29 protein-coding genes are annotated in these 24,097 nt (G+C 64.0%); 14 read left to right on the forward strand and 15 right to left on the reverse strand.

Annotated elements, in window-relative coordinates:
- Nucleotide 1: 1 nt before the first annotated feature.
- Together ABID59_RS26800 and ABID59_RS26805 are read right to left on the reverse strand one after the other, a co-directional pair.
- Complete coding sequence (locus ABID59_RS26800; RefSeq protein WP_354085378.1) at nucleotides 2-355, reverse strand: diacylglycerol kinase; 354 nt, start codon at nucleotides 353-355, stop codon at nucleotides 2-4.
- Nucleotides 356-359: 4 nt separating this feature from the next.
- Nucleotides 360-1,748, reverse strand: a complete 1,389-nt coding sequence (locus ABID59_RS26805; RefSeq protein ID WP_354085379.1) for a class II 3-deoxy-7-phosphoheptulonate synthase — start codon at nucleotides 1,746-1,748, stop codon at nucleotides 360-362.
- A gap of 181 nt (nucleotides 1,749-1,929) precedes the next feature.
- On the opposite strand from ABID59_RS26805, the gene ABID59_RS26810 reads away from it, so the two are divergent.
- Nucleotides 1,930-2,826, forward strand: coding sequence for an alpha/beta hydrolase family protein (locus ABID59_RS26810; RefSeq protein ID WP_354085380.1), 897 nt, complete (start codon nucleotides 1,930-1,932; stop codon nucleotides 2,824-2,826).
- Nucleotides 2,827-2,829: 3 nt separating this feature from the next.
- Here ABID59_RS26810 and ABID59_RS26815 read toward each other — a convergent pair whose 3' ends face one another.
- Both ABID59_RS26815 and ABID59_RS26820 read right to left on the reverse strand, forming a co-directional pair.
- On the reverse strand, nucleotides 2,830-4,125 hold the full coding sequence (locus ABID59_RS26815; protein ID WP_354085381.1) for an ATP-binding protein: 1,296 nt from the start codon (nucleotides 4,123-4,125) through the stop codon (nucleotides 2,830-2,832).
- 8 nt (nucleotides 4,126-4,133) lie between these two features.
- Nucleotides 4,134-4,796, reverse strand: a complete 663-nt coding sequence (locus ABID59_RS26820; RefSeq protein WP_148753150.1) for a response regulator transcription factor — start codon at nucleotides 4,794-4,796, stop codon at nucleotides 4,134-4,136.
- Nucleotides 4,797-5,020: 224 nt separating this feature from the next.
- Here ABID59_RS26820 and ABID59_RS26825 point away from each other — a divergent pair, with 224 nt between their 5' ends.
- From ABID59_RS26825 to ABID59_RS26835, 3 genes are all read left to right on the forward strand, one after another.
- On the forward strand, nucleotides 5,021-5,770 hold the full coding sequence (locus ABID59_RS26825) for a COG4705 family protein (RefSeq protein ID WP_354085408.1): 750 nt from the start codon (nucleotides 5,021-5,023) through the stop codon (nucleotides 5,768-5,770).
- 123 nt (nucleotides 5,771-5,893) lie between these two features.
- Nucleotides 5,894-6,232, forward strand: coding sequence for a hypothetical protein (locus tag ABID59_RS26830; protein WP_246230039.1), 339 nt, complete (start codon nucleotides 5,894-5,896; stop codon nucleotides 6,230-6,232).
- A gap of 18 nt (nucleotides 6,233-6,250) precedes the next feature.
- Nucleotides 6,251-7,042 (forward strand): COG4705 family protein, encoded by a 792-nt coding sequence (locus ABID59_RS26835; protein ID WP_354085382.1) that lies wholly within the window; start codon nucleotides 6,251-6,253, stop codon nucleotides 7,040-7,042.
- An 8-nt stretch (nucleotides 7,043-7,050) separates the two neighbouring features.
- On the opposite strand, the gene ABID59_RS26840 is transcribed toward ABID59_RS26835, so the two are convergent.
- Nucleotides 7,051-7,314, reverse strand: a complete 264-nt coding sequence (locus ABID59_RS26840) for a hypothetical protein (protein ID WP_354033848.1) — start codon at nucleotides 7,312-7,314, stop codon at nucleotides 7,051-7,053.
- A gap of 189 nt (nucleotides 7,315-7,503) precedes the next feature.
- Nucleotides 7,504-8,988 carry an aldehyde dehydrogenase family protein gene (locus ABID59_RS26845; RefSeq protein WP_354085409.1) on the reverse strand — a complete coding sequence of 495 codons (1,485 nt, stop codon included), beginning with the start codon at nucleotides 8,986-8,988 and terminating at the stop codon, nucleotides 7,504-7,506.
- Between the two features lie 114 nt (nucleotides 8,989-9,102).
- Between ABID59_RS26845 and ABID59_RS26850 the strand changes: the two genes are divergently transcribed.
- The 3 genes from ABID59_RS26850 to ABID59_RS26860 all read left to right on the forward strand — a co-directional run bounded on the left by ABID59_RS26850 (nucleotide 9,103) and on the right by ABID59_RS26860 (nucleotide 12,086).
- Nucleotides 9,103-10,185 (forward strand): substrate-binding domain-containing protein, encoded by a 1,083-nt coding sequence (locus tag ABID59_RS26850; protein ID WP_354033846.1) that lies wholly within the window; start codon nucleotides 9,103-9,105, stop codon nucleotides 10,183-10,185.
- Nucleotides 10,186-10,206: 21 nt separating this feature from the next.
- A complete protein-coding gene (locus tag ABID59_RS26855) occupies nucleotides 10,207-11,145 on the forward strand; it encodes a hypothetical protein (protein ID WP_354085383.1) in 939 nt (312 codons plus the stop codon).
- A 62-nt stretch (nucleotides 11,146-11,207) separates the two neighbouring features.
- Nucleotides 11,208-12,086, forward strand: coding sequence for a hypothetical protein (locus ABID59_RS26860; RefSeq protein WP_354085384.1), 879 nt, complete (start codon nucleotides 11,208-11,210; stop codon nucleotides 12,084-12,086).
- Nucleotides 12,087-12,172: 86 nt separating this feature from the next.
- Here the strand turns inward: ABID59_RS26860 and ABID59_RS26865 are convergent, their stop codons facing one another.
- On the reverse strand, nucleotides 12,173-12,406 hold the full coding sequence (locus tag ABID59_RS26865) for a hypothetical protein (RefSeq protein WP_354085385.1): 234 nt from the start codon (nucleotides 12,404-12,406) through the stop codon (nucleotides 12,173-12,175).
- Between ABID59_RS26865 and ABID59_RS26870 the strand changes: the two genes are divergently transcribed.
- The gene (locus ABID59_RS26870; RefSeq protein ID WP_354085386.1) at nucleotides 12,387-12,764 is read left to right on the forward strand and encodes a winged helix-turn-helix domain-containing protein; all 378 of its coding nucleotides are present in this window, start codon (nucleotides 12,387-12,389) and stop codon (nucleotides 12,762-12,764) included. The two genes, ABID59_RS26865 and ABID59_RS26870, sit on opposite strands and share 20 nt — an antisense overlap.
- Before the next feature lie 120 nt (nucleotides 12,765-12,884).
- Here the strand turns inward: ABID59_RS26870 and ABID59_RS26875 are convergent, their stop codons facing one another.
- A complete protein-coding gene (locus ABID59_RS26875) occupies nucleotides 12,885-13,457 on the reverse strand; it encodes a hypothetical protein (RefSeq protein ID WP_354085387.1) in 573 nt (190 codons plus the stop codon).
- Between the two features lie 161 nt (nucleotides 13,458-13,618).
- On the opposite strand from ABID59_RS26875, the gene ABID59_RS26880 reads away from it, so the two are divergent.
- Nucleotides 13,619-14,557 (forward strand): LysR family transcriptional regulator, encoded by a 939-nt coding sequence (locus ABID59_RS26880; protein ID WP_354085388.1) that lies wholly within the window; start codon nucleotides 13,619-13,621, stop codon nucleotides 14,555-14,557.
- Between the two features lie 64 nt (nucleotides 14,558-14,621).
- Here the strand turns inward: ABID59_RS26880 and ABID59_RS26885 are convergent, their stop codons facing one another.
- The 5 genes from ABID59_RS26885 to ABID59_RS26905 form a co-directional block, all read right to left on the reverse strand.
- A complete protein-coding gene (locus ABID59_RS26885; RefSeq protein WP_148753158.1) occupies nucleotides 14,622-15,206 on the reverse strand; it encodes a TIGR00645 family protein in 585 nt (194 codons plus the stop codon).
- Nucleotides 15,207-15,249: 43 nt separating this feature from the next.
- Nucleotides 15,250-15,888: a TerC family protein gene (locus tag ABID59_RS26890; protein ID WP_354033842.1), complete on the reverse strand. Its 639-nt coding sequence runs from the start codon at nucleotides 15,886-15,888 to the stop codon at nucleotides 15,250-15,252.
- The gene (locus tag ABID59_RS26895) at nucleotides 15,885-16,247 is read right to left on the reverse strand and encodes a hypothetical protein (protein WP_354085389.1); all 363 of its coding nucleotides are present in this window, start codon (nucleotides 16,245-16,247) and stop codon (nucleotides 15,885-15,887) included. The genes ABID59_RS26890 and ABID59_RS26895 overlap by 4 nt, the downstream gene beginning before the upstream one ends.
- A 2-nt stretch (nucleotides 16,248-16,249) precedes the next feature.
- Entirely contained in the window at nucleotides 16,250-16,711 is a 462-nt protein-coding gene (locus ABID59_RS26900) for a tellurite resistance TerB family protein (RefSeq protein WP_354085390.1), read from the reverse strand.
- A 367-nt stretch (nucleotides 16,712-17,078) separates the two neighbouring features.
- Nucleotides 17,079-17,459, reverse strand: coding sequence for a nuclear transport factor 2 family protein (locus tag ABID59_RS26905; RefSeq protein WP_148753163.1), 381 nt, complete (start codon nucleotides 17,457-17,459; stop codon nucleotides 17,079-17,081).
- A gap of 219 nt (nucleotides 17,460-17,678) precedes the next feature.
- On the opposite strand from ABID59_RS26905, the gene pdxR reads away from it, so the two are divergent.
- A complete protein-coding gene (gene pdxR / locus ABID59_RS26910; RefSeq protein WP_502916831.1) occupies nucleotides 17,679-19,145 on the forward strand; it encodes a MocR-like pyridoxine biosynthesis transcription factor PdxR in 1,467 nt (488 codons plus the stop codon).
- A gap of 74 nt (nucleotides 19,146-19,219) precedes the next feature.
- On the forward strand, nucleotides 19,220-19,846 hold the full coding sequence (locus tag ABID59_RS26915; RefSeq protein WP_148753165.1) for an FMN-binding negative transcriptional regulator: 627 nt from the start codon (nucleotides 19,220-19,222) through the stop codon (nucleotides 19,844-19,846).
- Here ABID59_RS26915 and nhaA read toward each other — a convergent pair.
- Nucleotides 19,843-21,078, reverse strand: coding sequence for a Na+/H+ antiporter NhaA (gene nhaA / locus ABID59_RS26920; protein WP_354085392.1), 1,236 nt, complete (start codon nucleotides 21,076-21,078; stop codon nucleotides 19,843-19,845). The two genes, ABID59_RS26915 and nhaA, sit on opposite strands and share 4 nt — an antisense overlap.
- A gap of 350 nt (nucleotides 21,079-21,428) precedes the next feature.
- Here nhaA and ABID59_RS26925 point away from each other — a divergent pair, with 350 nt between their 5' ends.
- Nucleotides 21,429-21,614 (forward strand): hypothetical protein, encoded by a 186-nt coding sequence (locus ABID59_RS26925; RefSeq protein WP_148753167.1) that lies wholly within the window; start codon nucleotides 21,429-21,431, stop codon nucleotides 21,612-21,614.
- 13 nt (nucleotides 21,615-21,627) lie between these two features.
- On the opposite strand, the gene ABID59_RS26930 is transcribed toward ABID59_RS26925, so the two are convergent.
- A complete protein-coding gene (locus ABID59_RS26930) occupies nucleotides 21,628-21,936 on the reverse strand; it encodes a hypothetical protein (RefSeq protein WP_354033833.1) in 309 nt (102 codons plus the stop codon).
- Nucleotides 21,937-22,291: 355 nt separating this feature from the next.
- Between ABID59_RS26930 and ABID59_RS26935 the strand changes: the two genes are divergently transcribed.
- Nucleotides 22,292-23,431 (forward strand): hypothetical protein, encoded by a 1,140-nt coding sequence (locus ABID59_RS26935; protein WP_354085393.1) that lies wholly within the window; start codon nucleotides 22,292-22,294, stop codon nucleotides 23,429-23,431.
- Between the two features lie 131 nt (nucleotides 23,432-23,562).
- Nucleotides 23,563-24,030, forward strand: a complete 468-nt coding sequence (locus ABID59_RS26940; protein ID WP_148753169.1) for a hypothetical protein — start codon at nucleotides 23,563-23,565, stop codon at nucleotides 24,028-24,030.
- The last annotated feature ends 67 nt before the right edge of the window (nucleotides 24,031-24,097 follow it).

Genomic DNA, 24,097 nt, shown 5'->3' on the forward strand with positions numbered 1-24,097 from the left:
GCTAGAGGAATCCCAGACGCTCGATGATCGCGATGATCCAGAACGCGCCGGCCATCAGCAGCGCGACGCCGACCGCGGCCGAGCCCATGTCCTTGACCCGCCCGATCTGCTTGTCGTGATCCATGGTCAGGCGATCGGCGAGCTTCTCGATCGCGGTGTTGAGCAACTCGACCACCAGCACGAAGGCGACCGAGCAGACCAGCTCGACCGCGCGCGTCGCGCTGGCGGCGACCAACCAGGCCACCGGCAGCGACAGGAGCAGCGCAAAGATCTCCTCGCGGACGGCCTGCTCCGAGCGGAACGCAAAGGCCAGACCGTTGCGGGAGTTGATCGTGGCCTTCCAGATCCGCAGCAAGGTTTTAGAGCCCCGCTGCAAACGGCATCGGCTTGGCTTTGCCGACGCGTTCCTGCTTCAGCAGTTCGGCGACCAGGAAAGCCATGTCGATGGATTGCTCGGCATTGAGGCGGGGATCGCAAACCGTGTGGTAGCGGTCGTTGAGATCCTCGTCCGTGATGGCGCGGGCGCCGCCGATGCACTCGGTGACGTCCTGGCCGGTCATCTCCAGATGCACGCCACCGGCGTGCGTGCCTTCCGCGGCGTGGATCGTGAAGAACGACTTCACCTCCGACAGCACGCGGTCGAACGGCCGCGTCTTGTAGCCCGACGTGGAGGTGATGGTGTTGCCGTGCATGGGGTCGCACGACCAGACCACCACCCTGCCCTCGCGCTTCACGGCGCGGATCAGGCCCGGCAGATGGTCGGCGACCTTGTCGGAGCCGAAACGGTTGATCAGTGTCAGCCGGCCCGGCTCGTTGTCAGGATTGAGCACGTCGATCAGCTTCAGCAGCTCGTCGGGCTTGAGCGACGGGCCGCATTTCAGGCCGATCGGGTTCTTGATGCCGCGGAAATATTCGATGTGGCCGTGATCGAGCTGGCGGGTGCGGTCGCCGATCCAGATCATGTGGCCCGAGGTCGCGTACCAGTCGCCGGTCGTGGAATCAACGCGGGTCATGGCCTGCTCGTAGCCGAGCAACAGCGCCTCATGGCTGGTGTAGAAATCGGTAGCGCGCAGCTCGGGATGGCTTTCGAGATCGAGGCCGCAGGCACGCATGAAGTTGAGCGCGTCCGAGATGCGGTCGGCCAGTTCCTTGTAGCGGCGGGACTGCGGCGAGTCCTTGAGGAAGCCGAGCATCCACTGATGCACGCTGCCGAGGTTGGCGAAGCCGCCGGTGGCGAAGGCGCGGAGCAGGTTCAGCGTCGCGGCCGACTGGCGATAGGCCATTAGCTGGCGCTGCGGATCCGGCACGCGCGCTTCCCTGGTGAAGGCGATGTCGTTGACGATGTCGCCGCGATAGCTCGGCAGCTCGACGCCGTCGATCTTCTCGGTCGGCGACGAGCGCGGTTTTGCAAACTGGCCGGCGATGCGGCCGACCTTCACCACCGGCACCGCGCCGGCATAGGTCAGCACCACCGCCATCTGCAGCAGCACGCGGAAGAAGTCGCGGATGTTGTTGGCGCCGTGCTCGGCAAAGCTCTCGGCGCAATCGCCGCCCTGCAGCAGGAAGGCGTCGCCGGCCGCAACGCGCCCCAGCGCCTTCTTCAGATTGCGCGCCTCGCCGGCAAACACCAGCGGCGGAAAGGTTGCAAGCTGCGCCTCGACGTCGGCCAAAGCCTTGGCGTCGGGATAATCGGGCACCTGTAGCACCGGCTTGCTGCGCCAGGACTCGGGCGTCCACCGCTCGGACATCGCAATCTCTCCGTGAAGCAAAAAGTGCAACCTGATCTGTGGGTTGCGAGGGCCGCCTTATACACAGGCTGGCGCGACACCGCCAGTTGTAAATCCATTCCGCAAGGCAAACCCTTGCGGGCAAAGCCGAATTCGCATTTGCTGGGGGTGGCAGAGGAAACCGGCAAGACAGCTTCGATCCATGGACGCGGCACTGGACGACGTTTTCATCGACGAGATCAGCTTCCCGGCGACCGACGGGTATGCGCTGACCGGCACCCTGTTCCTGCCGCGCGGCGCCAAGCGCCATGCCGTCCTGATCAATTCGGCGACCGCCGTCCCGCGAAAAATCTATCGCGGCTTCGCCTCCTATCTCGCCCATCGCGGCTGTGCGGTCCTCACTTACGACTATCGCGGCATCGGCGACTCCCGCCTGCCGGCCATGGTCGGCTACAACCAGCCGAAATCGCTGGTCGGCTTCAAGGCCTCGATGTCGGACTGGGCCACGCTCGACATCACCGCCGCGGTGAGCTGGATGCGCGAGCGTTACAACACGCTCCCCCTTGCCTATTTCGGCCATTCCTTCGGTGGCCAGGCGCTCGGGCTGATCGCGAACAACACCGACATCTCGCGCGCCGCGTTCGTGGCCTCGCAGGCCGCGACCTGGCGGCTGATGACGTCGCCGGAGAAATACCGCGTCTTCGCATTCATGAATTTCGTCGGCGTTCCGCTGGTCCACGCACTCGGCTACGCGCCGGGCTGGGTCGGCATCGGCGAGGATCTGCCCAAGGGTGTCTTCCTGCAATGGGCGGACTGGGTCTCGAGCCCGCGCTATCTGTTCGATTCCAAACTGCCGGCGCTGGCGAATTTCGCAAAATTCAAGGGCGAGCTGCGCGCGCTGTGCTTCTCCGACGATCCCTGGGCGACGCGGCCGGCGGTCGAGCTGCTCACGGCAGGCTTCACAGCGATCAAGCCGGAGGTGCTGACGGTGAAGCCGTCCGACGTCGGCGCCAAGGCGATCGGCCATTTCGGTTTCTTCCGCACCGAGCACCGCGACACGCTGTGGCGCGGCCTGGCGGAATGGATTCAGGGGGAGTGATCGTCAGGCGGCCGCGGGCAGTTTGACGACGATCCGCAGCCCTGATCGTCCAGCCTCCGTCATGTTCACCGCTTCTATCGTCCCACCGAGCCGATCGACGATCCGCTTCACGATCGAGAGGCCGAGACCGACGCCATCGCCTTCCGGACGCTGACCACGGAAGAACGGCTCAAAAATCCGGCCGATCTCGTCGGGGGAAACGCCGGGCCCGGTGTCCTCGATTTGAAGCACGGCCGTCGTGTCGTCCTGGTAAATCGCCACGTCGATCCTGCCACCTTCCGGCGTGAACCGGAGCGCGTTGTCGATGAGATTACGGATCATGGCGGCGAGCATGACAGGCTCACCGCGCACCGGTACAAGCTCAGCTCGTGCGAAGCCAAGATCGACGCCGCGGCCGATCGCCTCCCGCAAGAGATCAGCGATCACCCTTCTCGCCGTGCGATCGAGCTCCACGACCTCCCATTGGACGCGATCGGAGGGCGTTACGTCATGCCGTGCCAGCGCCAGCAACTGTTCCAAGAGATGCTTGCTGCGACGCATGCCCTGCCGAAGCGCCGCAAGGCGCTCGCGCGCGGCCGGCGGCAGTTCGACTTGATCGAGATTTTCGGCCTGCAAGCTCAGCGCGGTGAGCGGCGTCCGCAGTTCGTGCGCCGCATCGGCGACGAACCTGCGCTGCTGCTCCATCATGTCGTGCACGCGGCGCAGCAAGCCGTTGATCGAGGACACGAACGGGTTGAGTTCGCTCGGGAGGCCGTGAAGCGGGAGCGCCGTCATGTCATCCGCGGGCCGGGCATCGAGTTCGTCTGCCAGACGCACCATCGGGCGCAGCGATCTCGCGATGACGAAGGCGATCACCAGCATCAGGCAGGGGATGAGCGCTGCAATCGGAAGCACGGTACGGAACGCCATGTCGCCCGCGATCTCATCACGAACGCCCGTGCTCTGCGCCACTGCAAAGCGGCTGCCGTCGGACCGCGTCCGCAACACCACGCGGATCGGCTTTCCGTTTCGCGTCGCGTCGCGCATCCCGTCCTGAAGCCGCCACAGCTGGCGCTGCTCGGGCGTGCCTTGCGGCGCCTTGCCCAGCTCCATCAACCAGACTTCGGAATCCTCATCGACCCCATGGAGGTCCTGAGTTCCCGTGAGACCACCGCCCCGAACGAGATCTGCGATCTGGATCAGGACGGAGTCCTGGGTCTCGATGGCTTCGTCGAATGCCCACCGGTGCGCAAACACGCCCCCCACAAGACCTGTCAGCAGGACAATCGTCGTCAAGCTGATGAACAGCCGGCCGCGCAACGACTTGGTCATGGCCCCCGATCCACCATCCATCCCATCCCGCGCACGTTACGGATCGCCTCCGTGCCGAGCTTCTTTCGGATGGAGTGGATCAGGAACTCGACTGCATTGCTTTCGACCTCCTCGTTCCAGCCGTAAAGCTGCCGCTCGAGTTCGCTCCGCGACAGGATAGTCCCGGGCCGCGTCAGCAAGGCCTGGAGCAGCGCGAACTCGCGCGCGGTCAGAATGGACGTCTGGCCGTAGAGCGAGGCTTCGCGGGTCGCAGGATCGAGACTGAGCTTGCCGTTGCCAAGCACAGCGGGCGCACCGCTGCCTTCACGGCGAAGCACCGCCCGCATCCGCGCCAGCAGTTCGCGGATCTCGAACGGCTTGACGAGATAATCGTCCGCGCCGAGATCGAGCCCTTCGATCCTGTCGTCAAGCGCATCGCGCGCCGTCACGATGATGACGGGAAGCTTGCGGCCGTCAGCACGCAGCCGCCGCAAAATATCACGGCCGTCGGTATTCGGCAGACCGAGATCGAGCAGCAGCACCTCGTAGGATTCGCTTTCCGCGGCGAGCAGCGCGGTCTCGCCGTCCCTGACCCAATCGACGGCGTAAGCGGCATCCTTCAGCGCCTGCTCGATCGCCGCGCCAATCATCCTGTCGTCCTCGACCAGCAGAACCCGCAAGACTTGATCCTCAACCGCTGGCCATCCGGCCGTCAAGATCATGGCCATTCCGACTTAGCGCAGAGTTAGCAAACGCCAGCAGGCCCAAATTGCGGCGAAGGCCAGCCTGCCCGGAATTTTCTCATCCCTAAGCCGGGGCTAAGTCCCCTGCGCGACGCTCCGACATCACTTCGGCTTTGGGAGATTTGGGCGTGTCGCAACATTCAGGCTTTGGCGCAAGGCGGATGCTGAACAAGGTTCCGGAGGTCACCGCGACCTTCTGGGTCATCAAGATCCTCTCGACCACGGTCGGCGAGACCGGGGCCGACTATCTCGCGGTGCATGTCGGCCTTGGCGCCAGCCTGACAGCGATCTGCATGACCGGCCTGCTGATCGCCGCGCTGCTGCTGCAACTGAGCCGCCGCGCTTATGTACCCTGGATTTACTGGCTCACCGTCGTCCTCGTCAGTATCGTCGGCACGCAGCTCACGGATCTGCTGACAGACAAGCTCGAGATCAGCCTTTATGTCAGCACCGCCGTTTTCGCCTCCGCGCTGGCTGCGACTTTTGCGGTCTGGTTCGGCGTCGAACGCACACTGTCGATCCGCAGCATCGTCACGACGCGACGCGAGCTGTTCTACTGGACCGCGATCCTGTTCACCTTCGCACTCGGCACCGCCGCCGGCGATCTTGCGACCGAAGCACTCGGTCTCGGCTTTCAGCTCGGCGTCGTCGCCTTCGGCGCGCTGATCGTGGCGGTGGCCCTCTCCTACACCATCGGCGCCAATCCCGTTCTCACCTTCTGGCTCGCCTACATCCTCACTCGCCCGCTCGGCGCCTCGCTCGGCGATCTGCTGTCACAATCGCGCGAGTATGGCGGCATGGGCCTCGGCACGATCCACACCAGCATCGCCTTCCTCACCGTGATCGTCGGCCTCGTTGCCTGGGTGACGTTCGAAGGCGACGGCGCGCGCCGCGCCGGTCCGGCGCAATAACGCCAATCACAGTTTCAACGCAGCCTGCACGGACGCAGGAGCCACACCAGGAGAAACCACATGATGAAACTCATTCCCGCCGTCGTCGTTTGCCTGCTGACGACCTTCACGGGCGAACCGAACATGCATGCCAGCCAACGCTTCACCTTCGTGCCGCTCGCGGAGGCCGCGACCGCCAAGCTCGGCGATCTCACGCCGTTCCGCAGCATCGTCGTCGATGTCGCCGCACTGGTCGACAAGGGCGACCTGCCCGGCGCCAAGACAAGGATCAAGGATCTCGAGACCAAATGGGACGAGGCCGAAGCCGGATTGAAGCCGCGTGCGGCGGCGGACTGGCACACGGTCGACAAGGCGATCGATCGCGCGCTGGAGGCGTTGCGCGCTGGCACGCCGGACGCTGCAAAATGCAAGCAGGCCATCGCCGATCTGCTCGCGATCATGGATAGCGTCGCCAAGGCCTGAGACGACAACGAGGACACCATGCAAGATTACACGAAGAGCAACCTCGTCAGCGAGAGCAAGGTCCCTGAAGTCACACTCGGCTTCTGGATCATCAAGATCGCCGCCACGACTCTCGGCGAGACCGGCGGCGACACCGTCACAATGACGCTGAACTGGGGTTATCTCGCGGGCACCTGCCTTTTCCTGGCGGCGATGATCGTGCTGGTCGCCGCACAGATCCGCGCGCGCAAATTCCATCCATCACTGTACTGGACGACCATCGTGGCCTCGACGACCTTCGGCACCACCATGGCCGACTTCGCCGACCGCTCGCTCGGCATCGGCTATACCGGCGGCGCGACGCTCCTTCTCACCTGCCTCGTGCTGGTGCTTGGTCTCTGGTATCGCACCGAGGGAACGATCTCGGTCAACAGCGTCAGCACGCCGCGGGTCGAGGTCTTCTATTGGGGAGCGATCACCTTCTCGCAGACGCTCGGCACCGCGCTCGGCGACTGGATCGCGGATACCGGCGAGATGGGTTATCGCGGCGGCGCGCTGATCTTCGCAACCGGGCTTGCCGTCATCGCCGCACTCTATTTCTGGACCCGCGTCTCTCGCGTCACGTTGTTCTGGGCCGCTTTCATCCTGACGCGACCGCTGGGTGCGACCGTCGGCGACTTCCTCGACAAGCCGCTCGATCATGGCGGCCTCGCGCTGAGCCGGCCGCTGGCCTCGGCCGTGATCGCGGCGTTCATGGTGGGCTGCCTGCTGCTGATCCCGCAACGCGCGGGACAGCATCCAGGCGGTAGTCGAACAGCGGAGCAAACCTGAAAAATCGATTACCGGATGATCGTCGTCAGCGACGAGTAGCGCTTGTTCGGCCTGGCTTCGGCCGCCGAGAACTGCGCGAAGGCTTCGCTGACGCGGGTCGCCGGTGGCGTGTCGCTGGCAAAGCGGAATTCCTTCGGTTTCGGCGCGTAGTAGCTGGCGCTGTAATAGGCGTCGTCGAAGCGCGCCTCGCCGACGCCGAACACTGCGTCGCAGACGAACAGGAGCGCGTAGACTCCTGCGACCGCAGCGACGATCTCCTTGAGAACTGACATGCTGATGCCCCAACCTTTTGCAGGCAGGATGCATGTCGGTTCCAAAGCGGAGGTTTAAGCCGCTTCGGTTCTTGTCCGCAGGGTTTGCCGCGCGTGAGCGGATTGCAGACACTTTTATCGATCCCCGAAAAGAGAGCCCGCCTGACCGGACGGATCAGGCGGGCTCCAGGATTGGCCGCTCGGGAGGTATCAGACGGCCAAATTCATCCAGACAGCCTTCGGCTCAGTGAAATTGTCGAGCGCAGCAGTGCCGTGCTCGCGGCCGAGGCCGGAGTCGCGCTCGCCGCCCCAGGGCAGGCGCACGTCGGTGTAGCCATAGGTGTTCATCCAGACCGTGCCGGCGCGCGCCCGCTTGGCGAAACGCTGCAGCTTGCCGATATCGCGGCTCCAGACGCCGGCAGCGAGGCTGTAGGCCGTGCCGTTAGCGATCCGTAAAGCATCGGCCTCGTCCCTGAACTTGATGACGCTGACGACGGGGCCAAAGATCTCCTCCTGTGAGATCCGCATCTCGTGTTCGACATTCGCGAACACCGCTGGGCTGATGAAATAGCCGCGATCTCCGACCTTCTCGCCACCGGTGACGAGGGTCGCGCCCTCTGCCCGTCCGATATCGACATAGTCGAGGATCGACTTCATCTGCTTCTCGGAGATCACGGGACCAAGCGCTGTCTTGCGGTCAAGCGGGTCGCCGATTCTGATCGACTTCGCGCGCGCGGCGAGACGTTCGACGACTTCGTCATAGGCCTTCTCCTGCACCAGCACGCGGGAGCCGGCCGAGCACACCTGGCCGGCATTGAAGAAGATACCGGAGGCCGCAGCCTTGGAAGCCGCTTCAAGATCCGCATCGTCGAAAATGACGTTGGCCGACTTGCCGCCGAGCTCGAGCGAGACGCGCTTGAAGTTGCTGGCCGCGGCCTTCATGATTCCACGGCCCACGCCGGGCGAGCCGGTGAAGGTGACCTTGTCGACATCGGGGTGATTGACCAGCGCGTCACCAACGACACGTCCGGGACCGGTGACGACGTTGAAGACGCCCGCCGGCAGGCCCGCTTCGAGCGCGAGCTCCGCGATGCGCAGCGCCGATAGCGAGGTCAGCTCGGCCGGCTTCATCACGATGGTGCAGCCGCAGGCCAGCGCTGGTGCGAGCTTCCACATGCCGATCATCAGCGGGAAATTCCACGGCACGATCGCCGCAACCACGCCGACCGGCTCGCGCACGGTGTAGGTCAGGGCATCATCCCGGACCGGCACGACGTCGCCGCTGATCTTGTCGGCCCAGCCGGCGTAGTAGATCAGCGTGTCGACGGCAGCCGGAAAGTCCTGGCGCGCCGTCGCGGAGATCGGCTTGCCGGCGTCGATCGACTCGAGCTCGATGATTTGTTCCGCGTGCTGCTTGAGCAGGTCCGCCCAGCGCAGCAGAATCTGGCCGCGCTCGGAGGCGCGCATCGTGCGCCACGGGCCTTCGAAGGCCCGGCGGGCGGCGGCCACGGCGTGCTCGACATCGGCCTCGTTGCCCTCGGCGATGGTGGCGATGACCCGCCCGGTGGCGGGGTTGAGAGATTTGAAGGTGCGACCTGAGCTCGCGGGGACGCGGCGGCCGTCGATGAGCAGATGCTGCGGCCGGGACATGAACTCGCTGGCCGGCGAGTGGGCAAAGTCATATGCAACAGACATCATATTTCCTCCGATTCTGGCATGCCAGGCTAAGCCCTTATTTGCTGGAGTTAAATATGATATGATGTGCCGATGGACGCCCCGCATATGAAGCGTAATTCATAAGGAGAGCCGATGCTTCAGATCGAGATCGAGGCTGTCTGGCGGTTTCGCCATGAAGGCAGTCCGCGCACCGCCGTCATCATGATCGGCGTGCTCAACGAGATCCGGAAGACCGGGAAGATCACGAGCGCGGCCAGCGATGCGCAGCTGTCCTACCGGCACGTCTGGAATCTGATCGAGCAGTGGACCGAGTTCTTCGGCACGCCCCTGGTCGAAACCCGGCGCGGCAAGGGCTCGAAGCTGACGCCATTCGGCGAGCGGCTGGTGTGGGCCGGCGAGCGCATGCAGGCCCGGCTCGGACCGCAGCTCGAAAACCTGGCCCAGGAGCTCGCGAGCGAGATCAAGCCGTTCCTCGAACAGCGGCCCTCCGTGATCCGCGTCCATGCCAGCCACGGCTTTGCGGTCGCCAAGCTGCGCGAATTCCTCGATCGCGAGCCGGGCATCGGCGTCGATCTACGCTATGTCAGCAATCAGCATTCGCTGGTCTCGCTGGCGCAGGGCGCCTGCGACCTCTCCGGCCTGCATCTGCCGCATGGCGCGCTACGCGCCCAGGGCATCAAGGCCGCGCGCGAATGGCTCGATCCGCGCGAGGACCGCATCATCAGTTTTGTGACGCGCGAGATGGGTCTGATGGTCGCGCGCGGCAATCCGCGGCGGATCGCCTCGCTTGATGACCTCACCCGGCCCAACGTCCGCTTCGTCAATCGCGACCATGATTCCGGCACGCGCCTCTTGTTCGACCAATTGCTCGCCGCGCATAGCATCGACGAAAGCAGGATCAACGGCGCGCAGCAGATCGAGTTCACCCATGCGGCGGTCGCAGCCTACGTCGCGAGCGGCATGGCCGATGCAAGCTTCGGTGTCGAGGCGGCCGCCCGCCAGTTCGGCCTCGACTTCATCCGCATCCTCACCGAGGATTATTTCTTCGTCTGCAAGCGCGCCTTCCTTGAGACCGCGCCGATGCAACGCATCCTCGAGATCATGCGCAGCGCCGATTTTCGTGCCGCCGTCGCCACCCTGCCCGGCTACGTGCCATCGGATACCGGTACCGTGACCGGCGTGAAGGCGTTTCTGGAGATGCACGCGGTGCGATGATGCCACGCGCTGGTGGTCACAGTGAGTTTGCTCTATTTTCCGGCAAATCAATCGGGAGCTGGGGAACGCAAAATGGGATCGGAACCCAAGACCAGAGTTGTTGTCGGTTATGAGGGCGTCGATCGCGCACTGTTTTCGGTCCGTCAGAACCGCAACAGCGGAGATTTGACTATCTTGATGCAGAACGCCAGGAACTTTGAGGATGAGGAGGCTGGATCGAAGAACATAGAGATTCGACGGCACAAACTGTCGATACACGGAAGTCCCAATAGCGCCGGCACGACGATCACCAGGGAATTTTGCTTGGCCGATGGACGCCGGATCACCAGCGCTCAATTCATCAAAGACTCCAAGGAATCCCTTTTCTGCCTCGTCTACAGCATGCTGCTGCCTGATCTCGGTGAGGCCCACTATTTGTCTAAACCGCGAGCCCGAGACTCTCTCGCGCGGATAGGCCAGTTCAATCGTGCGGACATGGCGAGTTTGATCTATCACATTGTCGTCGCCAATCACGACGTGCTCATGCCCTTCGTGCTTGGTCACTCGATCTTGGTGCTCGACTTCGACAGGTGGAAAATCGGTATCTACTCGACCTACGTGAATTTTCCGGCCGATGTATTCGGCCACTTCAACGTGCCGCTCACGCGCCCTTCCGCGACGAACGGTGTTCCGAATTCGGGATTTCCGGCCGAGTTTGCGAGCTCCGATGGAGGGGAGTCCCTTCCGGGCGACCAGCTGAGCGGGACCCTGAAATACGTCGACAACCTTCTATCGGCAAAAACGATGATCAAGCGATGCTCTCTTCTTCTCGAGAGCCAGCGGGCGCCGCTGATGCAGCATCAGTTTAACTTCCATCCAACGGTTGACAGTTTGTTCGCTGAACGGCTCGGCGTACCGCAAGGCCAGCGTGTCACCTACGAGCATCTGCCTATGCTGAATGTTCTCGTCCGGAAGACTTGATGCCTGGCCTAAGAGAACCGCCGCTTGGCCCATCATGCGATTGCCGAAAAACAGGAGGCGCCATGTCCACTCCGACACCCGATAAACGGACCTGCATGTTCTGCGACGGTCGCGGTATGACTGGCGAGCACCTTTGGCCCTTGTGGATGAGCCGATTGGAGGTACGTAACTACGACAAAAACAGCCATTCGCAATGGCTCTCTGACATAAATGAAGAAGGCACTTTCATCATCAAACAGCAGGCGCGCCTCGGTAGCATCGAGGATATCGTCATCAAGCGCGTGTGCAGCACATGCAACAATGGTTGGATGTCCGCCATTCAAGGCAAAGCCAAGCCACTGATCATCAATCTCCTTGCAGGAAAGCGGGATGGTCTGACCTCGGATAGCCAATTGGTCCTGGCTCAATGGGCAACGATGCTCATGATGGTCGCCGAATTCCTGGCAAAGGACCGGGTCGCCATATCGCCGGCCCAGCGAAGGGACTTCATGGAGACGCAGCGACCGCCCGAAAACGTCAAGCTATGGATCGGCAATCTTGCGGCCGGTGGACAACATCACCTAGAGATCTATCACTCAGCACTTGCCAAGATCACTCCTGACAAGCCCTTTTCGAGAGATCACACCATCCAGTCTACGACGCTCGGTCTCGACGGGCTCTTCTTCTACGGAATCTCTTCACAGGAGAACGTGCCGATCGCGAAACTCGATGACAGCTCGATCATGTACTTTTCAGATCTCAAGCCGAACACACACTGGTGGCCTCTTGTGCTCCAACTCTGGCCCCCTCAACACGAGGTGTTACCGACGCCAGAACGCCCCATCACTGATGCCGAGTTCAAACAGCTTGCAAAGATGATCAGCGAAATATCAAGAACGCCGTCGCCAGGTGCTACCGTTTTTGTGGGGGACGACCAAGCCAAGGGAGCAAACACCCCTTGATCATCCTCGCGGCATCAACGGCGCCATTGAAGGCTGTGAAATGCGTACCGCCCGCAACGAAGCTCGCGGCGACGATGGAGTCAGCGTCACGGGTCGAGGTACAGCACAACGGGAATCCGCTCGTCGATCGCCGCCTGGATTGCGGCGGACACGTACTGATCCTGAATCGTAAAATCGCCGATGTTGCCGCAATGCCCCAGGGTGCCCGGAAGGGATCCATGCTGGATATCCGGCGCGTTCACCTTGTCCGCGACGGGCAAGAGTGGCAATCTCCGCCGCAGTTGGCCGAAGAGACCCATCATGTCGCGCGCGAGCGCCAAATCCCTTCCCCAGCTGAGCCTTCGCATCGACCTCGACGGCGAGGATCGGATCGGGCCCGGCAAGATCGAGCTTCTGGAGCAGATCCGCGCGCAAGGCTCGATCTCGGCGGCCGGCCGCGCCATGGACATGTCGTACAAGCGCGCCTGGGATCTCGTGGACGAGATCAACCGAATCTGCGGACATGCCGCGGTCGAGCCCCAGGCCGGCGGCAAGAACGGCGGCGGCGCAATGCTGACGCCGTTCGGCGAAAAGCTTGTGGCGCGCTACCGGAAGATCGAGCGCGACGCCGCACGCGCGGTGCACAAGGATCTGGAAGCGCTCAAGAGCGACATCGCACGTTCACGAAAATCCTCGTAGAGGTCAGTTGCGAGCGCAGCGCGCTGGAGGCGTGGTGGCACGTTGTCTCGGCCGTCGACACGCAGCCGGACATCGAATCGCATTTCGACAGCCTGCGAGACTCCGAACTATTACGTCCGGTCAGAAGACCGGCTCGTCCTTCAGCGCCGTGATCAGCTGCTCGCCCTGCGCCGTCAGGCGGTAGGTCACCAGCGGACGGCTCGATGGCGGCTTGCGGTCGGTCTCGACGATGTGGCCGCGCACCATCAGCGCTTCGAAGCTGCCATAGTAGCCGTACATGCTGATCTGGTTCTGCCCGAGCAGCTTGAACTCGCGCAGCAGGCGGATCTCGTTGCCAGAGAGCAGCGAGCGGCGGACGCGCTGCACGAAGCTCGCGCGCTGCTCGAACCAGGCCTGATCGGGCAGCTCACGCAAAGACGGCGCACTGTCGCGCTCGCTGGGACGCGTCTCGACGTCCGCCCTCGCCGCCGGCGGCAACGGCATGCTGCTGCCGACCGCTTCCCTGGCGTCATCGAGCAACGCGATCGGCCAGCGCCGCATGTTGTCGACCATGACCGGCGCCGGCACGACATTGTCGCGCACCAGTTGCTCGAAGCGGCCGGCGGTCACGCCGACATAGGCGGCAGCGCGGCGGCGATCGACGAGACGGGCATCCCGCCCGTGCTCCAGCTCGCAAGCGATATTCTCGTTCACCCCAAAATCCCCTGCCGCATCGTTGCGGGCGCATCGCCGCGCGGGCCCGAAAGGGCCCGACGGCACATGACACTAGGGCGAAACCAGCGCTCTCAAAAGGCAGAGAAATTCGCACATGTTGCTGCCGTTTCGGCAACAGCTATAGTGCCGCCGGGGGTTTCATGCGCTTTCACTCGCCATCCATCCAGTACTTCCATGCCGTCCGCCGCACCGGCTCGATCCGCGCCGCAGCGCGCCTCCTGAACGTCGCCTCGTCCGCCGTCAGCCGCCAGATTCTCAAGCTTGAACAAGAGGTTGGATCGCCTCTGTTCGAGCGGAATGCGCGCGGCCTGACCCTGACGACGGTCGGCGAGATGCTCGCCCGCCACGTCATGAACGTGCTCCAGGACCTCGACCGTTTCCGCTCGGACGTGGCGTCCCTGTCCGGCGCCTGGCACGGCGCCGTTAGCATCGCCTGCATCGAGTCCATCACGGAGTCGGTGTTGCCGGATCTGATCGCCTCGCACCGGACCCGTGCCCGGCGCGTCAGCTTCACCGCAGAAATCATGGGATCTTCCGACGTGCTCGAAGCCTTGCGCCGGGGCGAGGCCGATATCGGCATCGCCATCGCGCTCAGGCATCCTCCGGACCTGCGGCAGGTCGCGCTGAAACGGTTTCGCCTCGGCGCGCTCGTTGCGCGCGAGCATCCGCTGGCGCGGCGCAAGACGGTGACACTGGAGCAATGCCTCGCCTTCCCCGTCATCCAGGCGCTGCCGGAGCTGTCGATCTACCATCTGCTCCAGCCCTTGATCGCGCAGCTCTCCGAGACGCCGGAGCCTGCGATCCAGGCCAACTCGATTGACCTGATGCGCGAGCTCGCCGCGCGCGGCGTCGGCGTCGCCTTCCAGACCCAGCTCGGCATCGGCCGGCTGTCGCGCGACGCGCAGCTCGTGTTCCTGCCGCTCGACAACGGCGGAAGCCCGGTGTGGTCGGATCTCGGCATCTATGTCCGCGCCGAACGCACCCTGCCCGCTTTCACCGAGTCCTTCCTCCAGGAACTCGTACGCGAACTCGGCGAGCGCGAGCGCCGCGAGAGCGCGGCCTATCCGCAAGGAGCGTGATGAAGCGCCGCCGTCGTTTCCGCTGGCACGGAGCCGGCGTCTCTGATCAGGCCGGGCCACGCATTCAAGCGTGACCGTTCTCCTTGCGATGTCCATTTTCGGAGAGGCGGTCGACCCAGGCGATGCCGATCGCGGAGATGATGAAGGTCAGGTGGATCAGCACCTGCCACATCACGCCGGTCTCGGTGAAGTTGCTGCGGGTGGTACCGAGATTGCCTGCCTCGATGAAGGTCCTGAGCAGCGAGATCGAGGAGATGCCGATGATCGCCATCGCCAGCTTGATCTTGAGCACGCTGGCGTTGACGTGACTGAGCCATTCCGGCTCGTCGGGATGGCCGCTCAGGTTGAGCCGGGACACGAACGTCTCGTAGCCGCCGACGATCACCATCACCAGGAGGTTCGAGATCATGACGACGTCGATCAGCCCGAGCACGATCAGCATGATCTGCTGCTCGCTGGCGTCGAACGAGTGCGCAACCAGGTGCCAGAGCTCTTTCAGGAACAGCAGCACATAGACGGCCTGCGCGATGATGAGGCCGACATAGAGCGGCACTTGCAGCCAGCGCGAGCCGAAGATCAGCTGGGCGAACGGGCCGATTTGCGGCTGCGGCGAAGGCGCGACCGAAGCTGCTTGGGGTTCAGACGACATGGATCACTCCCGGGAAACAAAGGCAGGAAAACGAAAGCAGGACTTAGAGACTTGCGATAACCGGCGCGAGCTCGAGCGAGCCGCGATAGATCATCTCGATGGCGACGTAGACGATGATGGCGAGGCCGACATAGGCGATCCAGCGCTGCTTCTGGAGCACGCGGCCGAGCAGGTCGGCGGCGACGCCCATCAGCGCGACCGACAGAACCAGGCCGAAGACGAGGATGTAGGGGTGCTCGCGCGCCGCGCCCGCGACCGCGAGCACGTTGTCGAGCGACATCGAGACGTCGGCGGCGACGATCTGCAGCGCAGCCTGCCCGAACGTTTTCCGCGGCGCCGGCGCGGCGGTCGCCCCACCGGCATGGCTGAACGCGGGCCGGTTCGCATGCGCAGCCTGCTCGCGCAGCTCGCGCCACATCTTCCAGCACACCCACAGCAGCAGCACGCCGCCGGCGAGCAGCAGGCCGATCACTTGCAGGAGCTGGGTCGCGACGCCGGCAAAGACGATGCGCAGTGCGGTCGCGGCGACGATCCCGACGACGATGGCGCGGCGGCGCTGATCAGCCGGAAGGCCTGCGGCCGCGAGACCGATGACGACGGCATTGTCGCCGGCGAGCACGAGGTCGATCAGGACGACCTGCAGCAGCGCGGTTAGCGCGTCGGGGGTGATGAATTCAGTCATGTTCGATCATTTTTCGGTACGGACGGATCCAGCCAGTGCGGCTTGCGGCGCTCGATCCAGTCGAAGACCTTTGAGCGTGACGCACGCAGCGCCGGCACGTCCTCGGCGAGCAGCGCGAGGCCGAGCGGCAGCATCCAGATGCCGAGCACCGGCAGGAAGGACAGCACGCCACCGACGACGAGCAGCGCGCCCGAGGGAATCCGGACCCAGCGGCTCGACGGTTGCAGCAGATAGTCGACAGTGCCGGCAAGACGCGAGGGCAGCCGCTGAACGAGCGCGTCAAGCCGCGGGTCGCCGCCGGCCGGTTGGCCGCCGGCGCCCTCGCCTCTCGCCCTTTGCTGGTCCGAAGCAGCACTCATGCTCACGCCTTCTCGGCGGCACTGACCGCGGCCGGCCCGACCGGCTTCGCGCGCGGCAACACCAGCGTCAGCAGGCGCAACAGCTTGATGGCCTGCACCTCGTGCGGATGCACGTCCTCGTCCGCAGCGGCGACACGCTCCGACAGCTCGAGAAGATGGGAGGACAGCGGCAGGTCCGAGACCGGCCGCAGCGTGTCGATCACCACATTGGCGAAATCAGGCTCTTCGAGCCGTTCGGCGAGCTCGTCGAACATGGAGAACAGGCGCTCCTCGCTGATGTGCGGCGCCAATCCGCGTTCCCTGATGAAGCGGATCACCTCGTCGCGCTCGACCGGCGACACGCGCCGATCGGCCACGGCGACCAGCGCACCGGCGATCACCAGCGCCGCCGCAGCCTGCTCGTTGAAGCTGCGCGGCTCGGTGATCTCGAGTTCGATCGAACTGGAAGTGTTGGCGTCAGACATCGTCGCTCCCTTATCTTGCGAAATGACCGCGCGGAGCTGCGATGGGGACGATTTGGTCGGAGAGAACTTAAGAGGGCCCGACGATCGGCCGATCCATCGCATTCGCGCGGGACAGGTCATCCGACATCGCGAGGTTTTGCTGACACAGTCAGCGTCCTCGCCAGAGGGGCCCGGATTCTTGTTCTCCCCAGACATAAAGCCGGGTGAGCCAGAATCAAGGCGATAACAGTGCGACCAGCAGCCGCATCGGGGTTCCGTCCGCGCCGTCATTGCGAGCGCAGCGAAGCAATCCAGAATCCCTCCGCGGAAAGAGTCTGGATTGCTTCGCTGCGCTCGCAATGACGGAGTGTATGCGCGAGCATCGGTCCTACCCGACGCGCTCAACAAGATGCGCGCGCGATGGTGACGGATCGAACCGGTCACCGAAATATTGCGTTTCGTGCGCCACTGATCCGTCGCGGAATTCCATGATGCTGACGACGTAGGACGGCACCCCGTCATAGGTCAGGATGAATTCGCTCACCCAGAGATCACCGCCGCCGACGATCCGCCGGACCGTGAAGCGCTTTCTGTTCGGCTGCACGAAGCGGCTCTCCTGAATGTTGCGGCGGCCGCGAATGCGCTCGCCGGACTGCGGATAATCGAGCACGGCATCCTCGCGATAGATGTCATGCTCGGCCTCGAAATCGTTTGCGTCCGAAGCGTCCCAATGATGCTGGAGCGCCGTCAGCCTCGCCTGATCGTCCATCGAGATCTCCCTCTTGCGGTTCCTGCTCTTTAGGTCGGAGCGCAGACAGACCGCGGCAAGGCGGCCTCGCAACGTCTAACAACGACTAACGTGCAAAAATGGGCCGCAAGGGAGAATTTTTATCCCTACGGCAAGGCTTACGTCGAAACGCCCGGCGAACGGGATTAGAACCACATTTCCGACCCTCGTCGGCCGGACCAATGCCGGCCTGGAATGTGGATGATGCAGAAGAGAACCAACCCCGGCCGCCGCACTGGCCGCATGGGCGCACGCCAGATCTACGAGGCGCTGCGCGACCAGATCATGTCGCTGGTCTACGGCACTGACGGCCTGCTGCCGTCATCGCGGGCGCTCGCGGACGAGATGGGCGTGGCGCGCTCGACCGTCACGATCGCCTACGAGCAGCTCGCCGCCGAAGGTTTTATCGAGACGCGCCATGGCGCCCGGCCGCGCGTGGCGCGCGCGGTGGTGGAGCGCGGACGCACGCGCGCGACGTCCCGGCCATCGACGCGCAAGGCGCGGCTTTCGACCTTCGGCGAGCGGCTGCGCCAGGACCCGCCTCACTGGTCCGCGCCGCCGCGCGGGCTTGTCGCGAACTTTCGTTATGGCGAGCTGTCGCCGTCGGACTTCCCGGTGCTGGCATGGAAGAAGGCCGTGACGGCTGCCATGGCGCGCAAGCCCGAGCGGCTCGCCTATGACGATCCCTGCGGTGCGCTGCGGCTGCGGACTGCGCTACAAGGTTATTTGTGGCGATCGCGCAGCGTCCGCTGCGACGTCGACCAGATCGTCGTCGTCAACGGCTCGCAGCAGGGCCTCGACATCTGTGCGCGCCTGCTGCTCGATGCCGGCGACCGCTTCGTGATGGAGGAGCCCGGCTACCAGATGGCGCGGCACACCTTCGCGGCGACCGGCGCGGTCACGGTGCCTGTCACGGTCGATGCCGAAGGCCTTCAGACCGAGCGGCTCGACGGCATCGCGGCCCGCCTCGCCTATGTCACGCCGTCGCATCAATATCCGCTCGGCGGCGTCATGCCGATCGGCCGCCGGCACCAATTGCTGGCGTGGGCGCGCAAGAACGACGCTTACGTGATCGAGGACGATTACGACAGCGAGTACCGCTACGACACCAAGCCGATCCCGCCGCTGCATGCGCTGGAAGACAGTGATAACGTGATCTATCTCGGCACAGTCTCCAAGACGCTCTCGCCGACCTTGCGGATCGGCTACCTCGTGGTGCCGCAGGCGCTGCGATCCCTGTTCGCCGCCGCCAAGCAGATCATGGACCGGCACACGCCGCTGATCGAACAGGAGGCGCTTGCGGCGATGCTGGAGAGCGGCGCATATGACAGCCATGTCAGGCGCGTGCGCCGGCGCAACGCCGAGCGGCAGCAGGCGCTGCTCGACGCCCTTCGCCGCCGCTTCGGCGATCGTATCAGGATCGAGGGCGCGGCCGCGGGCCTGCATGTGGTGGCCTGGCTCGACGATGTGCCGCAGAAGCGCGAGGATGCATTGATCGAGGCGGCCCGCACCAAGGGCGTCGGCATCTATCCCGTCTCCGCGCTGTTCGCCGGCCCGCGCGGTGCGCGGAAGTCGGTCGGCCTTGTCATGGGTTATTCGGCGCTGGACACCGCGCAAATCGAACGGGGCTGCAGGCTCCTGGCGCAGGCGGTTGCCGAACTGGACTGATATAATCATATAAAACTGGCAGTTTCTTATAGTCCAGATTGCGGCTATCTCTGCAGTCAGAACGGAGACACGCCATGTACATTCCCCCCGCCTTTATCGACGACATCGAGAGCATCCGCGCGACCATCCACGCCTCCCGCCTTGCGAGCCTGGTCACGGCCACCACCGAAGGTCCGGTCGCCACGCCCTTGCCGCTGTTCCTCGACGAGAGCGAAGGCGAGCATGGCGTGCTGTACGGGCACGTAGCGAGGGCCAACCCGCAATGGAAGCAGCCGCCGATCGGCGATGCGCTCGCGATCTTCAGCGGTCCCGACGCCTATGTGACGCCGTCTTGGTACGCGACCAAGCAGGAGACCGAAAAGGTCGTGCCGACCTGGAATTACATCGCCGTGCATGCCTATGGCCCGGTGGAATTCTTCCAGGAGCCGGAGCGCCTGCTCGAAGCCGTGACGCGGCTGACCAAAAAGCACGAAGGCGCGCGTGCAAAGCCGTGGGCGGTCAGTGATGCCCCTGCCGATTTCGTCGCCGCGCAGCTGCGCGGGATCGTCGGCGTGCGCATCCCCGTGGTGCGGTTCGAAGGCAAGCGCAAGATGAGCCAGAACCGGCCCGACGCCGATCGCATCGGCGTCGCGCAAGGTCTCGCGGCAAGCGAGAACCATGGTGATCGCGAGGTCGCAGCCCTGATCCCGCTTCCGGTCTAGTCTCCGGTCTGCTTGCGCAGCCGCTGGGCGTATTCGGCGCCCCATCCGAGGCCGAGCGTCACGGAGATGAGCGAGCCGAGCAGCACGCCGAACTTCGCGGCGTCAAGCAGCCTCTCGTCGGTAAACGCGAGCATGGCGATGAAGATCGACATCGTGAAGCCGATGCCGGCCAGCAGCCCGACGAGGCAGACGCCGCCCCAGGATACGCCCGGCGCCAGCCGGCATCCACCCGCGCGCACCGCAAGCCAGGTCGCACCGATCACGCCGATCGGCTTTCCGGCGCAGAGCGCAAGTCCGATGCCGAGCGCCACGAATTGCGCGCCGCCAGTGAATTCGGTGCTCCTGAGGTCGACGCCGGCATTGGCAAGCGCGAACAGCGGCATGATTGCGTAAGCGACCCAGGGATGCAGCGCCGCCTCCACGCGGATGACGGGCGGCACTGTCTCGGGATCCGCCGAGCGGACCGGCGTGATCAAGCCGAGCACGACGCCCGCAAGTGTCGGATGCACGCCGGCCATAAGGAACCCTGCCCAGACGAGGAGGGCTGGCAGGACGTAGGCAAAGGCCGAGCCGAAGCCGAGCCGTTGAAATCCCAGCGCCATGAGAACACCGAGCAATGCAACAACAAAGCCGTTGAGATCGAGTCCATTGCTGTAGAACAGCGCGATAATGAGAACTGCGATGATGTCGTCGATGATGGCCAGAGCGAGCAGAAAGACCCTGATATTGGCGGGGATTGATCGTCCTAGCAGGGCGAGCACACCGACTGCAAAAGCGATGTCCGTTGCAGTTGGAATCGCCCAGCCTTGAATGCGGTTCGCGACGTTATTGAAGCTCAGGTAGATCAGCGCCGGGACGACGACACCGCCGACGGCGGCCAGCACCGGCAGAATGGCCTGATCGAACCTGCTCAGCGCGCCCTCGTGGATTTCACGACGGACCTCCATGCCGACGACCAGGAAGAAGACCGTCATCAGCGCGTCGTTGATCCAGAAATGCAGAGGTCTGACAAAGCCGAGCTCGCCAAGGCGAAGTGAAATCGGCAGGTTCCAGACGTCGTGATACGAATGGGCGAATGGCGAGTTGGCCCAGAGCAATGCGGCAGCCGCAGCTATCAGCAGCACGACGCCACTGACGGCCTCGACATGCAGGAATTGCTGGAGCGCCGTGAGCGCTCGCTCGACGAAAAACGGGGATCTGGGCAGGTGCCTGCCGGGCAGCTGATCGTTCATGGGCGCACGCATCCTGCGTGGCGGCCCGACCATCGCTTGACCTGTCGCTGCCCCAATGCAGCGAGCACCCGGGCCCGTTCTATATCGTGCTGCGATTAACGCAACCCCCGCCCGGTGCCATCCGTGTCAGCGACGGCCGGAACCCCGACGCGGTGCGGATGGTTAGCGCTCCTCACGACACTTTGCAGGTGGGAACTCCATGTGCCGCTGGATCGCATACCGGAGACGAACTCGTTCGAACCCCATGTCACCGAGCCCGAGCATTGCTTGATCGCGCAGGAGCATCCGCTCCGCACAAGCTTCGCCAACGAAAACGTCTGTTCTGAACTTGCTACGCCATAGGGGAATGCATGACTGACATCGCCTGGTGCGCCGGTTGCGGCCACAGCCTGGTCCCGATCCTGTCCGAGCAGGGCCTGACAACGCCGAGCTGCTTCTGGTGCGAGGGCATCGACGCGCGGACCATGGAGATGGCGAAGTGGGCGGACAGCCCGGCCGGCAAACCGGATCGGGCCGCGCCGCACTCCATTGATTGAGCCACGCTCTGCGTCAAGCCCTCGCCACCAGGCGTAGACCGAACACAGACGCGACGGTCGGGGCAGCAGCAGCGACCGGCTTTCGCATCGGCCGGCGCCGCGGGATGAAGAAGCTGTTGACGAGGATCGGCTCGTTGTCGCCGAGCGCGGTTCGCTCCTTCACCAGCCCGCTCATGACCAAGCGCATCTTGATGAGGTCCTGCGCCACGAAGCTGCAGTCCTCCTCGCGATTGATCTGCTCATGCATGATCGCTTCAGCCTCGCGCATGCTGACGCGGAGCGCTCTGATCGTTCTGCGGATATCGTTGATGCGGTTGTCCATGGCTGCCTCTCCATCTCGGTCGCAGCATAAGAACGAAACATGAACATCTTGTCAATCGCCGTCCTGACGAATTGCGACGTCGCCCCCGATCCACAGAAGGCACAACTGCCCGCACACTGGCGAGGCTTGCTGACAAATTAGCCAGCTCGAGCCGCTCTCCTGGAAGCGCGAGGCGCTGGCGCTGCGCCGGACGGTCAAGCCAATCGGGCGATCTAACCTAGTGTGCAACCACCGGATTTTTTCCTGGCCGGGCTCGCCGCGTCACCGCGCGGGCCCGTTTGCTGATCCGCAAGCCAACTGGCCCAAAATTCGCAGTGACATTGCAAGCTGGCAATGGCGCAGAGCGGAGAACGTCATGAACGTGCATGCTGCGGGCGATCTCAGGACGACCGGCCTCACTCATCCGAATGGCGCGCCGCTCCGGCTCAACACCCGGGATTTTGTGGCGATCGATCGCGACCGGAATGCGAAGTTCGAAGCGACGTATCGTCCGCAAGCCCTCTACAACCGCGCCAACGAAGGCTTTCACGCCAACAACGAAACCTTCCTGCTGCACGAAGTCGCGACCAATCTGCCGATCTACCGCCCCGACACCGGCCCCACCGACTTCCATCTGCATCTGCCGCCGGGCGGGTTTCAGCTCGTGCTGGTCACCTCGGGCGCCTTCACCTTCGACTATGACGGTCGTTTCTATAATGTCGGCCCGGGCGCGGTGATGCTGCAAAGCGCGATCGTGCATCGCCAGCTGTTCTACACCTGGTCGGGCCTGTCGACCGAAGAGAATTTGAAGACGCCGCAGACGGTGGTGCCGGATCCGATCTCGATGGGCTATTCCGGCAAATTCCTCGAAGCCTTCATCACCGATCCCACCACCTTTCCGAATCCGACCATCGTCGGCCCGGATCAGATCGACGAAGCCGAGACGCCGCGCGTGGCCTGGAACCATCCTCTGCACGATCGCCCGGCCGATGGAGGCTTCTGGCTTCAGGATCCCCTCGCACTGGATGCACTGTTCAAGCCGCTCGTCGACGGCCCCATCAAATCCGCGTTGCCGGTCTATGTGCGCGATATCGGGATCGAGACTCCAAGCGGCCATCTCGTCACCGGCCACATCATCGCAACCGACCCGCGCGGCCACTCGCTCTTGCCAAAGAGCACGTCGATCGCCGCGGATGCCGACTGCTTCGCCAAGGGCGAGGTCGTGATCTATCGCGTCATTCGCGGCACGGCGGAATTCAGGAAGAAGGCCGGCGAGACCTTTGAGCTCGCGGCCGGCGATGTGGTGACGGCGGGCAAGGATTCGATCAGCCTCGTCGGCGTCGGCGAAAACACCCAGGTCCTGCGGCTCGGCCTGCTCAAAGGCATGAACGATCTTCGCAGCTGGACGCCGACGCAACGCGACGAGATCGATGGCCTGGCCGGTCAGATCATCACGCAGAAGGACATTCGTCCCCTGCGCACCGAAGGCAAGCCGGTCGGCTATCTGTACGCGTAGGCACGAGGCCGACGCAACGCATCCGGTTCTCTGCGCCGCAGGTCTTGTCTGCTGAAGAGAGCTTGCCCCTCGGCGAATGCTGCTGGTAGTTCATAGGCGATCGAGATGCGCCTGGAGCACCAGCTTCGCCCGTGAGCCCCGAAATCACCAGAACCTGCGGAAGCTGCACCGCCTGCTGTGATGGCTGGCTGCAGATCGAGGTGCGCGGTCACAAGGTACGCAAGGGGCAACCGTGCCCGTTCAGCATCGCCCAGTGCTGCTCGATCTATCCGGAACGCCCGCAGCATCCCTGCCGCGAATTCATCTGCGGCTGGCTGGTCGCGTCGAGCCCGCTGCCGGATTGGATGCGGCCGGATCAATCCAGCATGATCATGCTGGCCGCCAATTTCTTCTGGCGCGGCTTGCCGGTCGACGTCGTGGTGCCTGTCGGTGAGCAGCCAAAGAAGAAGGCGCTGGATTGGCTGACGCGATTTTGCGCCGAGAACAGGCGGCTGCTCGTCTACCAGATCGGCGATGAGTGGTTCGCGTTCGGACCACCCGTGTTCCAGACCGACATCGCCAACCGTCTCGCGCGCGGCGAAACGCCGTGGGGCGATTGACCCAAGGCCCGGAAGCCGTTCGCCTTTTTGACACGGAACCAGTTCGGCGCACCACAATGCGTCAGAT

Origin of the sequence: Bradyrhizobium sp. S3.3.6, from assembly GCF_040546905.1 — a bacterium.
Classification (GTDB): Bacteria; Pseudomonadota; Alphaproteobacteria; order Rhizobiales; family Xanthobacteraceae; genus Bradyrhizobium; species Bradyrhizobium cytisi.